The organism is Acetobacter senegalensis (assembly GCF_001499615.1).
In the GTDB taxonomy this organism is placed as follows: Bacteria; Pseudomonadota; Alphaproteobacteria; order Acetobacterales; family Acetobacteraceae; genus Acetobacter; species Acetobacter senegalensis.
Genome location: NZ_LN606600.1, coordinates 3,528,913 through 3,543,467, shown reverse-complemented (window position 1 = coordinate 3,543,467; position 14,555 = coordinate 3,528,913). Strand labels below are relative to the sequence as shown.

Annotated in this window: 12 protein-coding genes; 3 read left to right on the top strand and 9 right to left on the bottom strand. The window is 53.9% G+C overall.

Features of this window, described 5'->3' with window-relative positions:
* Positions 1–13: 13 nt before the first annotated feature.
* The 7 genes from ASN_RS16355 to ASN_RS16325 all read right to left on the bottom strand — a co-directional run bounded on the left by ASN_RS16355 (position 14) and on the right by ASN_RS16325 (position 6,167).
* On the bottom strand, positions 14–709 hold the full coding sequence (locus ASN_RS16355) for a hypothetical protein (protein ID WP_231948288.1): 696 nt from the start codon (positions 707–709) through the stop codon (positions 14–16).
* 287 nt (positions 710–996) lie between these two features.
* A complete protein-coding gene (locus ASN_RS16350; RefSeq protein WP_058988838.1) occupies positions 997–1,539 on the bottom strand; it encodes a hypothetical protein in 543 nt (180 codons plus the stop codon).
* Positions 1,536–2,624, bottom strand: a complete 1,089-nt coding sequence (locus tag ASN_RS16345; RefSeq protein WP_407922287.1) for a DUF3500 domain-containing protein — start codon at positions 2,622–2,624, stop codon at positions 1,536–1,538. Before ASN_RS16345 ends, ASN_RS16350 begins: the two co-directional genes overlap by 4 nt.
* Positions 2,625–2,843: 219 nt before the next feature.
* Positions 2,844–3,473, bottom strand: coding sequence for an O-methyltransferase (locus ASN_RS16340; RefSeq protein WP_197603305.1), 630 nt, complete (start codon positions 3,471–3,473; stop codon positions 2,844–2,846).
* Between the two features lie 287 nt (positions 3,474–3,760).
* Complete coding sequence (locus ASN_RS16335; protein ID WP_330937289.1) at positions 3,761–4,468, bottom strand: NADPH-dependent F420 reductase; 708 nt, start codon at positions 4,466–4,468, stop codon at positions 3,761–3,763.
* Positions 4,465–5,058, bottom strand: a complete 594-nt coding sequence (locus ASN_RS16330) for a hypothetical protein (RefSeq protein WP_058988835.1) — start codon at positions 5,056–5,058, stop codon at positions 4,465–4,467. The genes ASN_RS16335 and ASN_RS16330 overlap by 4 nt, the downstream gene beginning before the upstream one ends.
* Positions 5,059–5,330: 272 nt before the next feature.
* Positions 5,331–6,167, bottom strand: coding sequence for a hypothetical protein (locus ASN_RS16325; RefSeq protein WP_006557208.1), 837 nt, complete (start codon positions 6,165–6,167; stop codon positions 5,331–5,333).
* Between the two features lie 499 nt (positions 6,168–6,666).
* On the opposite strand from ASN_RS16325, the gene ASN_RS16320 reads away from it, so the two are divergent.
* Genes ASN_RS16320 through ASN_RS16310 form a run of 3 tightly spaced genes read left to right on the top strand, consistent with a single transcriptional unit; the run spans position 6,667 to position 12,500 of the window.
* A complete protein-coding gene (locus tag ASN_RS16320; RefSeq protein ID WP_058988834.1) occupies positions 6,667–9,837 on the top strand; it encodes an efflux RND transporter permease subunit in 3,171 nt (1,056 codons plus the stop codon).
* Positions 9,830–11,020 carry an efflux RND transporter periplasmic adaptor subunit gene (locus ASN_RS16315; protein ID WP_231948287.1) on the top strand — a complete coding sequence of 397 codons (1,191 nt, stop codon included), beginning with the start codon at positions 9,830–9,832 and terminating at the stop codon, positions 11,018–11,020. The genes ASN_RS16320 and ASN_RS16315 overlap by 8 nt, the downstream gene beginning before the upstream one ends.
* Positions 11,010–12,500: an efflux transporter outer membrane subunit gene (locus tag ASN_RS16310; RefSeq protein ID WP_231948286.1), complete on the top strand. Its 1,491-nt coding sequence runs from the start codon at positions 11,010–11,012 to the stop codon at positions 12,498–12,500. Before ASN_RS16315 ends, ASN_RS16310 begins: the two co-directional genes overlap by 11 nt.
* 37 nt (positions 12,501–12,537) lie before the next feature.
* Here ASN_RS16310 and ASN_RS16305 read toward each other — a convergent pair whose 3' ends face one another.
* Entirely contained in the window at positions 12,538–13,422 is an 885-nt protein-coding gene (locus ASN_RS16305; protein ID WP_006557213.1) for an NAD(P)-dependent oxidoreductase, read from the bottom strand.
* Entirely contained in the window at positions 13,419–14,540 is a 1,122-nt protein-coding gene (locus ASN_RS16300) for an alkene reductase (protein ID WP_058988833.1), read from the bottom strand. Before ASN_RS16300 ends, ASN_RS16305 begins: the two co-directional genes overlap by 4 nt.
* Between the last annotated feature and the right edge of the window lie 15 nt (positions 14,541–14,555).

Below are 14,555 nucleotides of genomic sequence, written 5' to 3'. Positions count from 1 at the left end.
GCCATCATGCACGTTATGGGTGATGGCTGGTAGAAGTGTCAGCGTCTCCATCGGCCGAAAGGCCACCACCCATAGTTCCGCCCATGCCTCCTCCTCCCATTCCTCCAGCGCCTCCGCCACCTTTTCCTCCGCCATCTTGACTACCTGCTCCTTTTTCACGCCCTCCGGAGCCGCCGGAAGGTCGACTGGGGCCTTGGCGGGGAAGCTCAAGGTCCGACGGTATGCGTTCAATATCCAGTGCTTTACGAATGAAATCTCGCAAAGCCACAACCAGATCATGTGTATGAACATTTCGGCCCTGAGCTAGCTCAGAGGCAGCCCGCACGGCCAGACGCACATGCTCTTCTGTTCCAAGGAGAATGATATCTGAAAGAGCGGATTCAACCGCGTCTCGGATACGCCGGGCACGTTCCGAACTGCCTGATAGCTCAAGGGAGGCTATATCCGGTACGTCACCGTTACGCTCTTTTATATCCTTTAAGTGGAGCGGACTAACGCTAAGATCGCCCGTAAAGGAGCCTCCCAATGTTTTATAAGCCGCAATCAACGTTTTGACGCGCTCATTGATTTGCCGGTTTAAACGTTCTCTGCGCTGCTGAATTGTCAGCATCATGAGCAGCCGAACACCTACGCCAAGCAAAGTGAGTAAGACCAGCCCAATAATGGTTATCAGGGTGCTATGCCACGAACTAAAATCCGCATTATGCAAAGTAAGTTCCTTCTGCTTTTCCGTTTGAGAGTATGATCAGTCAGAAATTTCAGATCACTATAATATCTGTCGTGCTGTTTAGCATGCAGCCTCCCTCATGAAGAGGCGACGTTGCAGTAGCCGTCACCATAACATATGTGGCAGTACCCTACCCTGCGCTCAGCAATGGGCGAAGGACGTGTGTTCCCAACCTGACAGAGATTAAGAGAGCGTCTTCATCTGATTACCCAAGAAACAACTATCAGATGAGAGCAAATTCATAAGGATGAACGAGCGGAGATTTCGTCTTAGTCAATCAAGAAATCAAGCGCGTAGGATGCCTGATCGACTAACCGCTTTTGCCCCAAAATATGTAGAGATGGGTCATGAGGAACCAGACAGTTCACCAGCCAAACTGTATCAGGACCGGAGCCACGATTAAGATAGGCCAGATGATAAGAGCCCTTCTTTAGAAAAGTCCGGACGTTAAATTGCAAACTGATCACGCCGGTTCCTGCTTTTAATTCGACAATGGCGGGAAACGTGCTTACCGCCAGCCGTAGCGGGAGAGTTTTCCCATTCAGCGAAAAAGTCAGTCCCCTAGCTACCTGCAAAGCATACGCATGTTGCTCTTGGGGTGTAAGAATTCCATTGCCGTTTTGGTCAATTTGCTTGAGCACTCTTTCAGCCACGTCCACGCCTGGCGTCAGCCTTAAGCGGAGTGTAACAAGATCTTGCGCCAGATCAATCGTGGTTGCTTGGAGATATTCGTCCAGCCGATGCGCTGATGCCGAAGAAAACGACGTCATGAGAACGATAGCAGCGAGTAGCCCTTTTTTTCCGAGGCTCATGGGAGCGTAAACCGGCTGCCATAACTGTTTGTCGGATCACGATAGACCGTATGCACATGCATAGTGGGATCATCACCGACACCTTGCGGCGAGAATTCGATCAGGAGGCGCGGCCCCTGTATCCGGTAGTAGGATGAACCATTTCGGTCCGGTTCATGCGTCGTCGGACCGCTCCATGCAAACCAGGTTTCGTCCAGATCGTCTCTGATCTCCTTCAGGCGTGGTGCAGCATACGTATCATTAATGATTCCTGCCCATTCGCTGATCACTCCCATCAACATGTCCTTTTGAGCAGTTGTCAGGAATGATCCCTTTAATCCTTCGGGAACAATCGTCTCACCATCATGGCCCGGCCCCTGAACCAGATCTTCTACCTTGTAGCTCAAAATAGCCTGTTGGCGTTGTTTCTCGTTCAGAGAGTCCAGAAACGTGAACGCCTTGTCGTTCTCACCAGCCAGAACACGCACAGTCTTGCCACCTGCCTGATAGAGTGCTGGCTGCGCCCCAGTCAGCGTTGGGGTCATCACGCCGTGTGCACCGTCGATAACAATATTCAGCCCCAGATGATGGCCACCGAACTGAACCATCCATGGAGCTGTCTCTGACGGCTGACCAAAGATTGCAATGGTATAGGCTGCCTTGCCTGAAGCGAAAGGTGTGCCACCGTCGGCAAGCGCTTGATCGGACCCCATGATGTCCAAAACCTTCTGATACCCCTTCGTGCTCAGAAGGGTGGCCAGAAGATGCAACGCGGCCTCACGTTGCGTTGCCGTTAGCTGCCCCATTCTTATGCCTGGACGAGGCACATCACTGACCGGAAAATTTGACCAGACTGCTGTCCCGTATTGTTCACCAATAAAACCACCCGGCGGCCCCATTCCCGGCCCGCGTGCCGTTGGGGATGCGGCCTTCGCATCCGTCACGGGTTGCACGGGCTGGTTGGGTGCGCTCCTGCGGAAGCGGGCCAAGGTGCCGTGTTTAAGTGGGGTAAACGGAAACTGCACAGAGGCACGTCTCTGCGCATCAAAGGTTGTCAGAAATGATTTTGCTGCCGTCATCGCCGATTGCGTCTGATTGGCGGGCATGTTTGTTACCGAAGATGTTGGGAGCGATTCAGCCTTTAATGTGGGGGACCCATATGCCGTAATAAGCGTGATAATTGGAAGCAATCCGCTAACCACAAAAATAGAGTTCCGCATCAAATTCCTACACCATTGTGCTGACCTACAGTCAGTTACATCTTCATTCCTCGGGCCGGAAAGGCGAAGCCACTCCGGCGCTGGTTTCTCACATAGTCTTATCTCTTATTTCTCAGTATCTTCAAAGCGGCTCACCTCAATTCCTGTGCCGACCGGCAAAAGAACGCTGGACATGCCCGGCAAAGCACGAATTGCACGGCCATAACGTTTCACGTCTTCCGTTCCGGGCCGGATCATGTTGTCAGCCACAACAATCGCGCCCTCATTGAGGTAGGGGTAAAATGCCTCCAGGCAGGGAGCATACAGATCCTTCCACAGATCGACGAAAACGAAATCTACCTTTCCAGACAATTCCCTGATCATTTGCACGGCGTCGCCAATACGGAAATCGATCCACCCTGCCAGACCAGCCTGTTCGGCCATCTTCTTTGCGTAAGCGCTTTTGTATTCGTGCAACTCCATCGTAATCAGCCGTCCTCCAGACGCGCGAGCAGCATCTGCCAGCCAGATACCGGAATAACCAAAAGACGTGCCAAGTTCGAGGATAGTTGGCTTCTCCAGGCTTCGGGCAAGGATATTCAGAATCTGCCCGGTCTCCGGCCCAATAGCACGCATGCGCTGATCCTGACCTCCATCGCGACCGCCGGGGGCTTCTGTCCGAGGCCCGGCACGCTCCTCGTGCATCCGTGCGTGATAGCGATCGAGAACTGCTGAAATCTTCTCGTCCATCATCATATTTCCCTTCAGGCGAGTTGCTGGCAACTTTGTGAAATCGGGCACTTTTCTACCCGGGCACGGAGACTGATTTTTCGAGGGAGGCGGGTTTTTCTTTTTAATTCAATGGGATATTCTTAAATTTTCTAGGCGCCACGCAGTCCTTGTCTCTCGTTGTTTACGCATGAACCTACAGAACCTAAGTGTGCATATCACTAGAATGTTAGTGTTACCGTCCCAACATCGGGGGCTAGGTGAAAGTGTCTTAAGTTTCCCTGCCTGCGGTCTGAAATGCGGGTGAAACCCTCCTATTTTCGGGCAAGCACAGCTTTCAGTCTGGTCGCGTCCGTTTTCACTTCAAAACCGGGGCCTCCGGGTTGAAACGCAATGGAGCTTGCCAGATCTCCCGTGATAACCGGATCAAACCCTGCTGCACGCACAAGATCTGCGACAGCCCTCACAGCAGAAGGATCGTCACCTGCAATCGGAACAGCCAGCAGAGGCGGACGACGATGAGCCTCCGTGCGCAGAACGCTCATATCAATGGAGTTAAAACCGCGCACGACGCGAGCGCCGGGAAAATAATGCTGGGTCGTGATGCCTGCTGCATCATGCGCGGCAGTAGCGGCAATGGCACCGTCCCGAGACGGATAGAAATTGCTCGGATCAAGCAGAATTTTCCCCTTTACTACCCCACTTAGTTGCTTACCAAGTGCTGGAATTGCTCGGTAAGGCACGGCCAACACCACAACGTCACCAAATGCAGATGCCTGCTCCGGTGTACCCGCGGAAGCAAGGGAGCCAAGTTGTGCCGCCTGCTGCTGCGCTTCATCCAATGATCGGGCTGAGAGCATGACGTGATATCCTGCGTCCACCCAGAACTTGGCAAGTGTACTGCCCACCTGGCCTGCACCAATCAATCCGATTTTTAACGGTGCGCTTTCTGCCCGACAGAGCCATGGGAAGATAAGGCTGGATAGCCCGACAAGCATTGTTCGTCGCGTAATATAAGTCACTGGTATTTCCATAATTTACTGACCGAGCCACCCGCCCCTTCAACAGGGTCAGATGCCGGGAACGGCAAACTCTCCAAACGAAGACGTTGTGCAGCGTCAGGTTTCTGACGGACAATGTCGAACTCTTGGCCGGGTGGATAGGCCCCTACCACCTCAAACGCAGCATCCGATTCCAGATTCATATGCCCGGTTCCGGCCGGGAGAAGCGCAATATCGCCAGCCTGCACATCTACCTCACGCGCGCCCGGGCCACCGAGCATGAGCTTCGCCGTTCCTTTGGAAAAACCAAGCACTTCATGCCCCAACGTATGGTAATGATGAAATGAATAAACGCCGTTCCGCCACTGGGGCGGCCATCCATTCTTCTGAAAGAGTTCTTCAAACGCCGCAGCCGGATCATCCCCACCTGTGGGCAGCGCATTACGATAGAGGATAACGGGTAATACAGAATTGTTAGGCACCCAGCTATTTGGATGCAAAATGAAACTTTCAACCCGCACTGGGGTCGCCGCACCTGCGGCACGAACGCCTCCCTCGCCCAGAGAAAGGCCAAGCCCGGCAAGGACGGAATTGAAAAAGCGTCTCTTCATTGTTCATACTCCTTCTCTTGCCCCTTCAGTCTTCCTTTTGTCAGGAAAAGGTTTCAAGAGATAATCTCGCTTTTCACGGGGATATGTATGAAGACGTGCGCGCTAAATCGGCCTTTTTGGGGCCTTGCACCGACTTGGCGCAATTGGCGGCCAGCAGGCTGTTAAAGTCGTAAAATTGATAAATGTGTCATGTTCAATAGCTTTTCCTATGCAGAACACGTGGTACGCTTTGCTCCTTGTATAAAGCCATATTACGCTCGTTACCCCGGTTTCTAGCGCTTTATGAAAGCCCGTATCCGGCTATCCGCATGTGGATTGACATAATGGAAGACGGCTGTGGCACGGATCTGATCGTGATCAAAAGGCTCGTTGGCATGCACGGATCGATATCCCCAAAAGAAATAGACATTCCCGGGTTCTAGTTGCACGCGAACCGGTTTTATGAGCTTCAAAAGCATCGCTTTTTTCAACAGGCGTTGCGTCAGTCGATTATCCAGCAGAACCTTATCGAAAAGATTAGTCAGATAAGTGTTTCTGATCGGTCGTCGGTTAGGAAACATGATCAGATCGCCCATCGGGCCTCTTGATGGCATGACGGCTGGTATCAGCACTGTAAGGACATAGGAATCATAATGAAAGAAATAAGCGTGCTGCTCCCCCGTGTCGCCGGAAAACCAGCGCAGGATGTGATAAAATGTTTGATCTGGACCAGTTTTTCCCGTTCCTAATCTATAGATTGTCCGGCAGGACCGATTGAATTCGGATGAGAGAGACAGCGCATTCAGTAAGGAATCGCTGCCTGAGTGACCGGGATCAAAAGGACCATATTCGCCGCGTTGTTCGACAACCTTCTGCATAATGAAGGCTCTCAGGGAAGACAGGTGTGCCTCGTCAATACACTTCTCCACCATGCCGAAGCCGTTCTGGTTCATGTCCTGGACGATGCGGGCGAGAGTACTATCAGCTAAGTCCGGAAAGACCGGAGCAGATAAAAGTCTTTCTGCTGAGCTTATCTCTGCCGCAAATGTCGATTTTGTATTTTTTAAGCTCTCACCCCCAGTAGACGCAGAGTTCTCCGGGTGCAGAGGCGCAGGTCCATTTTTGTCCATTATTATGCTCCTGCGGCATGATTATGGGGAACGACCTATCGACACGAGAGTTCTTCCTCACGGCAATCATGTCTTGACGTCAGACCAGATCAGACACTGTGTACCATGAGCATTGATCGCAGGAAAATCGTTTAAACCATTCTGTGTAAAGAATAGATGAGAGAAAGCTGCTTATGGGAGGCCGAGGTTCTCGCTATTTTTTCACCCAAATGTGAACCCGCTCAAAGCCTTTCGATTGAAGACGAGGCTTCTACATATGGCCGGAAATGCGCCATGATCGTTCAGAGGTGAACAATCAGGTGCCACGCATCTGGGATCGACATCTCTCTTTAAAGTGGACCATCTCACACAAGTGCAAAGGGTCCTCTCTCTACATCATCGAAAGACACCACTTCATGCATCATCAAAGGAGTGGCAAACAGGTCTGTAACTCAGGAGACAGTGCGTTCGTTGTCACCGTGCGTTTGCAGCCCCCTCCACGGAATAGCCTTCTGTCGCCATGAACGCCATTGTTCGTCTGGCGCTCTCGCGGCCTTACACATTTATTGTTATGGCGATCTTGATCGTGATTGCGGGCGTTCTATCGGCAATCCGTACGCCAAAGGATATTTTCCCCAACATCGCTATTCCAGTTGTTGCGGTTGCGTGGACCTATACCAACCTATCCCCGCAGGACGTATCAGGCCGTATCCAGCTTCCTTTTCAGCGGTCGTTGACCACAACGGTTAATGATATCGAACATATTGAGGGGCAGGCGCTGACGGGTATCGGTATTACCAAGATTTTTTTTCAGCCCGGCGCAGATATCCGCCTTGCCAACGCTCAGGTTACCGCGATTGCGCAGACATTGCTGCGTCAGTTGCCGGTCGGAACAACCCCTCCCCTGATTCTGAATTACAATGCCTCAACCGTACCCATTCTTCAGCTTGGTCTGTCTGGGGCGGGGCTGACCGAACAGCAGCTCTATGATTACGGCTTCAACTTCATCCGTACCCGACTTGTCATGGTGCCAGGCGCCGCCCTCCCCTTCCCTAATGGTGGCCGTGTGAGGCAGATCCAGATGGATCTCGATCCTTCGCAATTGCAAGCGCGCGGCGTGTCCGGACAGGACGTGGCCAGCACACTGGCGATGCAAACCCAGATTACCCCAGCCGGTTTTGTCAAGATTGGGGAATATCAATATAATTTCCGGTTAAACAACGCTCCGCTGTCTGTCGAGCAACTCAATATGTTGCCTATCAAGACTGTGAATGGGGCGGTGGTGCGTGTGCGTGATGTTGCTCATGTGCGTGATGGCTCCCTGCCACAGCAGAATGTTGTGCATGTGGATGGTCAGCGGTCGGCCATGCTGACTGTTCTCAAATCGGGGGCAACCTCAACCATCGCCATTGTAGAGGGGATTAGGGCAACCATTCCCGATGCTGTGCGCGGGCTGCCAAAACAGCTTCAGGTCACCCCCGTCAATGATCAGTCGCTCTTTGTCAGGGCCGCCGTAAGTGGTGTTCTGCGTGAGGGGGCGATTGCAGCTGGTTTGACCAGTTTAATGATCCTGCTCTTTTTGGGTTCATGGCGTTCCACCCTGATCGTAGCAACCTCCATTCCGTTGTCTATTCTGGGTGCAATTGCCATTCTCTCAGCGCTTGGCGAGACATTGAATGTCATGACATTGGGGGGGCTGGCGCTGGCCGTCGGCATTCTGGTGGACGAGGCAACGGTCACAATCGAGAATATCGAACGACATCTGGAGATGGGTAAGGATGTTCATGCCGCCATTATTGACGGCTCAGGTGAAATTATCGTTCCTGCTTTCCTTTCACTGCTCTGCATCTGCATTGTTTTTGTACCGATGTTCTATTTGCCCGGCGTGTCGGGTTTTCTCTTCGTGCCTATGGCGCTGGCCGTCATATTCGCCATGATGATGTCTTTCCTTCTGTCACGCACACTCGTCCCGACGATGGCCATGTTCCTGCTACGGCCGCATGACAGGGAGAACAAAGCGCGTCCGGGTATTTTCACGCGCTTTGAGCAGAGGTTCGAGCATCACTTTGAAGCGTTTAAAGAGCGTTATGGCGGCGTGCTGGAAGTCGCGTTGGAGCATCGCTGGCGGTTTGTACTTGGCTTTCTCTGTTTCGGGTTTCTCAGTTTGGCGCTGTTACCTTTCTTGGGGCGCAACTTCTTTCCCACGGTAGATGCGGGCGCGATGACCCTTCACGTGCGGGGTCCTATCGGCATGCGGATCGAAGAAACCAGCGCTTTGTTTCTCGATATTGAAAAACAGATCCGTGCACGTATTCCTGCCGATGAGGTAGACTCTATTGCTGATACGATCGGCCTGCCGAATAGTGCCATCAACGTCGCGTATAACGCCTCCGGCACGATCGGCCCGGAAGATGGTGACATCCTGATTGCGCTCAAGGAGAACCATCATCCCACCCAACACTATGTGCGCATATTGCGTGCTGACCTGCGTCGGCTTTTCCCTCAGGCTGAATTTGCCTTCCTTCCCTCCGATATCACCAGTCAGATCCTCAATTTCGGCGCACCCGCCCCTATCGATATTCAGATTGTCGGGCCCAAGCCGGAAGAAACACGCCAGTTCGCTGAACTGGTGCTACGTGCGATACGCCACATTGACGGCCTGGTTGACGCACGCATTCAGCAATCCGCCAATTATCCAGAACTGCGTTTTGATGTAGATCGCACGCGGATCAGTCAGCTTGGTTTAACGGAAAACGATGTCACCAACAGTATAGCAACATCAATTGCAGGGACGACACAGACCGCACCGCTCTATTGGCTGAACCCGCAGAACAATGTGACCTATCCCATTGCGGTGCAGATGCCGGAATACCGGATTGCGGCTCTGGCGGATGTAATTGGCCTGCCTGTAACAGGCAGCGTTGCGTCAACCATGCGGCTTCAGGTGTTGGGGGCATTGGGCAAGATTACCCGCGGTACAACGTCTCCTGTGGAGGGGCAGTATAACATTCGTCCGCTCATCAACATTTTTGCGGGCAGTGATGGACGTGATCTTGGTGGTGTTGCCTCTGATGTACAAGCTGTCCTGGCGCGGCTGGATCATCAGCGGCCAGCTACAGTAAGCGTTGTATTACGAGGCCAGTACCAATCCATGACAACGGCTTTTTCCGGTCTCGGTGCGGGTCTTCTGGGCGCTATCGTGCTTATTTATCTCCTGATTGTCGTTAATTTTCAAAGCTGGATAGATCCTTTCATCGTCATTCTTGCCTTGCCAGTGGCGTTGGCTGGAATCTGTTGGATGTTGTTTGCAACTGAAACGCCTCTTTCTGTCCCGGCACTGACAGGAGCCATCATGTGCATGGGGGTCGCGACAGCGAACTCCATCCTTGTCATAGCGTTCTGCCGTGAGCAACTCAGCGAGCATGGTGATGCGTTGCAGGCGGCGCTGGTGGGAGGAAAAACCAGATTGCGCCCCGTGCTGATGACGGCTCTGGCCATGATTATCGGAATGTTGCCCATGGCGCTGGGGTTTGGTGAAGGGGGTGAACAGAATGCGCCTCTGGGCCGAGCCGTCATTGGTGGCCTTATCTTTGCAACCTGTGCCTCGCTTTTTCTGGTCCCGACCTTGTTCGCCATCATCTACCATCGCCGCAGACAGGATGGAGAGCATGGAGCATCACCCCATGCCTGATGTCATACCCCGCCCCTCACAGGAAAACAGCAGATCACAAGCAACAGGGCGTCCTCCGCGCCTTCGTTGGTTCATTCTGGCTGCGGGACTAACGTTTGGCCTGATTCTGGCCAGTGGCGTTTTTCTGCGTGTACATGCACGCCATCAGCTTCACGCAGTCACTGCTGCCGCAGCTATTCCTACCGTGACCATTGTCCATCCGGGTGGCATGGCCCCAGATAAGCTGGTTCTGCCGGGACGGCTGCAAGCGTGGTACAGTGCGCCTGTCTACGCACGCACCAACGGTTATCTCCTGCGGTGGTATGCCGATATCGGCCAAAAGGTACACGAAGGTCAGCTATTGGCGGAGATCGATACTCCCGATGTGGACCTGCAACTGAAAGGGGCACGCGCCGCGCTGGCAACCCGTGCCGCGCAGCGCAATCTGGCTGGAATTACCACCCGCCGCTGGGACCGCCTCAACGCACAGAATGCGGTATCACAACAGGAAACGGATGAGCGGCGCGGAAATTTTGCAGCCAGCGAGGCAATGCAGCGTGAGGCTTCGGCTGAAGTGGGACGGCTTGAAACCCTCTCCGGGTTCAAACATATCGTGGCCCCTTTTACGGGCGTCGTCACCAGCCGCGCGACGGATATCGGCGCATTGATCGTCGCCGGCGCGTCTTCTGCACAGCCGCTGTTCACTGTTTCGGATGTTTCACAGCTTCGCATCTATGTCAGTGTTCCGCAGGCCTATATTGCCCGTATGCGCGAGGGTATGGACGTTGCGTTCACAGTGCCAGATTATCCGGGCAGAACCTTTCAGGCCCATCTCATTCGTTCTTCTGATGCCGTTGACCCACAATCAGGCGCGATGCTTGTTCAGCTTCTCTACGAAAACTCGGAGAATTTGCTGAAGCCAGGATCTTATGCCCAAATTGCCTTCACCTTTCCCGGCACCAGCACCACCAACGCCGTGCGCATTCCCGCCAGTAGTCTTCTGTTCCGGCGCGCTGGCCCAACCATTGCGGTCATGGAGGCCAATCATCACGTCAAGATCCACCCTATTACCATTCTAACCGATTTTGGCACAGAACTTGAGGTCACGGGACTGTCTTCTGAAAGCGCCATTATCGATAACCCGAGAGACGATCTGCGCGACGGTGACGAGGTGAAACCTCAGGAGAATGGGCATGACAGTTGAGGCCGAGCGGCAAGGACAATCCGCGCGGCATCAGAAGTATAAAAAGCGCCTGTGGTTTGCGAGAATTTTCATGCCTGCCGATCTGACAGGGCGTGGGGTTGTGATTATGCTGTTGTCCGCCCTTTCTGGCTGCAACCTTGCGCCGCATTACCAAAAACCGGCGCAGACCGCCCTTCCGCTTACATTCAAGGAAAGTGGGCTCTGGACGCCCACACGTCCTGAGATGGCGATACCGTCTTCCGACTGGTGGGCCGTCATGCAAGATGAGCAACTGAACGGACTTGAAGCACGGATCGACACAGGCAACCCACAACTGGCGGCCGCCATTGCTCGATACGATCAGGCACGCGCCATGGTGCGAAGGGCACGTGCCGAATTCTTTCCTCAGATTAACGCTACAGCGAGTGCAGAACGGGAACAAACCCTGTTTTTACAAACCGGTTCCTACTTCGATTATCGTAATTATGCGGCAGGAGGAACTGTCTCCTGGGAACCGGATCTTTGGGGGCGTATCCGCAACCTCGTTTCTGCCGCGCGTTCAGGGGCTCAGGCCAGCGCAGATGATCTCGCGGCCATGCGTCTCAGCCTGCAAGCCGAACTGGGTGATGATTATTTTCAGCTTCGTGGCCTTGATGCTCGCATGGAGGTATTGCGGCAGACCGTTTCCTCCTATGAGGCTGCACTACAGCTGACTACCAATCGTTTTACAGGCGGCGCTGCCAGTGAACTTGATGTCGGGCGGGCAAGAACCCAACTGGCATCCACACAGTCCCGACTGGAACAGCAAGCAGCCGATCGTGCCCTGCTTGAACATGCCATTGCTGTATTGATTGGCGAAGAACCAACACTTTTCTCGCTTCCGCCCGTTAAATCCCTGGCGGCTGTTCCTGTCATTCCCATTACTGCACCGTCTTTATTACTGCAACGGCGGCCTGATGTGGCGGCGGCAGAACGCCGTGTGGCAGCAGCAAATGCCCGGATCGGTGTGGCCCGAGCAGCCTTTTTCCCCAACATTACGCTCGGATCGTCAGGCGGGTCAGAAACAACCGTCAGCACACTTTTTTCCGCCGGGACAGGTGTGTGGGCACTCGGCCCTGCCCTCGCCACTCTGGCTATTTTTGACGGTGGACGACGTTTTGCCGATTTGGCTGCCATGCATGCCGCCTATACCGAAGCAGCCGCAAATTATCGGCAGGTATCGTTACGTGCTTTTCGGGAAGTAGAAGATCAACTCGCCTTGCTCAATCATCTGGCTGATGCTTCGTCACGCCAGAACGAGGCTGTTACCGCCGCCACTCGTACAAACCAACTGGCGTCAATCCAGTATCGTGAAGGTGCTGTGGATTATTTACAGGTTGTTATTGCTCAGACGGCTGAACTGCAGGCACGAGAGGATATGATCACCCTCATGACACGCCGTCTGGTTGCAGGGATTGACCTTGTTCGCGCCATGGGGGGCGGATGGCAACCGAACAGATAGGGCCCGTAAGCCGGCACAGACCCATTACAAACCATGATTATTTCAGCCCGCTATCCTGCCGAGCCCGCTCCATAAGCACCACAAAATCCCGATCGGCGTCGCCTGCACTGATAGCGCTTAGAAGACGATCCCGCACCACGGAAGCGTAAGGCAGCGGAACGTCATAGTCGCCGCCAGCTTCCAGAAACATTTTCATATCCTTGAGGCCAAGTGTTACCGGCGGGGCGCCTGGGTGATCGTATTCATGCTCTACCATCAGCTTGCCGTAATTCTTATGAACGGGTGCCGTATAAAAACTATTGGTCATGATTTCAAAGATCTTGCGCGGATCTGTTCCTGCCTTCTCGTTGAGCGCAAAAACTTCTGCCATCTGCTCAATCGTGGAGTAAATCATGAAATTGAGAGAAAGTTTCACGAGGTTGGCTTGCACAGGGTCCCGTCCGGCATCAAATATCTGGGTTCCAAAACACTCGAGTAGCGGGCGCAGGTGCTTCACCGCCTCCTCTGCGCCTCCCGTGATGACGAACAACTCTCCCGCCGCAGCTGCCGGCGGGCGCCCCAGCACGGTGGCGCTCACATAAGTCTGGCCTCGCTCGGCGTGTCCATCTCGCAAACGGCGCGCCTGCGCCAGAGACAAGGTGCTACAGCAGACATGGATTGCGTTCTGAGACAGCCCTGTTGCGACACCGTCTTTGCCAAACGTCGCCTCTTCCGTGCTTGCGTCGTCAAACAACATCGAGAAAGTTACCTCAGCTTGACGGGCAACGTCTGCAGGTGTCTCGACAAATACAGCCCCTTGATCGATCAGATCATCTGCCTTGCTACGTGTCCTGTTATAGACGATGAGAGTATGACCACCTTTGAGCAACCGCTCCGCCATTGCATGCCCCATGGCGCCAAGTCCGACAAAGCCGATTTTCATGCATTTCCCCCTTCCTTAGCCTGGGCGAACGGGTAATCCGTCAGGCCAATTTCCGTTCCACCGTAATAATAGTCTTCCCGCACGGGGTTTAAGGTAACCCCGTGTTCCAGCCGCCAAGGCAGGTCAGGATTGGCAATAAACGGACGACCAAAGCCTATCAGATCGGCCCATCCAGCCCGCAATGCGTCTTCAGCACGCGCCTGCGTGTAACGGCCAGCATAAATCATCGTTCCACGATAGACGATCCGAAGAGCTTCCTTGAACGCCACGGGCATGTCCGGTGCATCGTCCCAATCCGCTTCTGCGATATGGATATAAACAGCGCCTAGATCGTCCAGCAGTTTTGCCGCCGCAACGTAGGTGGCTTGCGGCGTGGCATCACGCGTGCCCTGATGGGTCGTAAGCGGCGCCAGGCGCACCCCGACGCGGCGTGCGCCTATGGCCCCGATCATTGCTTCCGTCACCTCTTCAAGCAGACGCAGCCGGTTGCGGAGGCTTCCGCCATACTGATCATCCCGATGGTTGGATTCCGAGCAGATAAACTGGCTGATAAGATAACTATTAGCCGCATGAAGCTCGATACCGTCGAAGCCTGCCGCAATCGCATTGCGCGCAGCCTGCGCGTAATCGGCGATGATCTGGCGGATTTCGGGAACCGTCAGGGCGCGCGGCATAGAACTCTGCACCATCTGTCCGGCACCCGAAGCTGCGCCTTTATGGTTAAGATCCACATAGACTTTCACTCCTTCGGCCTGAATAGCTGAAGCCGAAACAGGTGCAGCACCCCCCGGCTGGAGGGACACATGAGACAGTCTCCCTACATGCCATAATTGAGCAAAAATACGCCCGCCTTTCGCATGCACTGCATCCGTGACCAGTCGCCAACCGTTTATCTGGGCCTCGCTGTAAATTCCTGGCGTCCACGCATAACCGCGCCCCTGTGGACTGATGGGTGTGCCTTCGCTGACAATGAGTCCGGCACTTGCTCGTTGCGCATAATACTCAGCCATCAACGCTGTGGGAACGTCACCGTCACCCGCTCTGCACCGCGTCATCGGCGGCATGACAATCCGATTAGGTAATGCAAGCTCGCCAAGGCGATAGGGGGTAAACAACATGCCTGTTTCCTGATG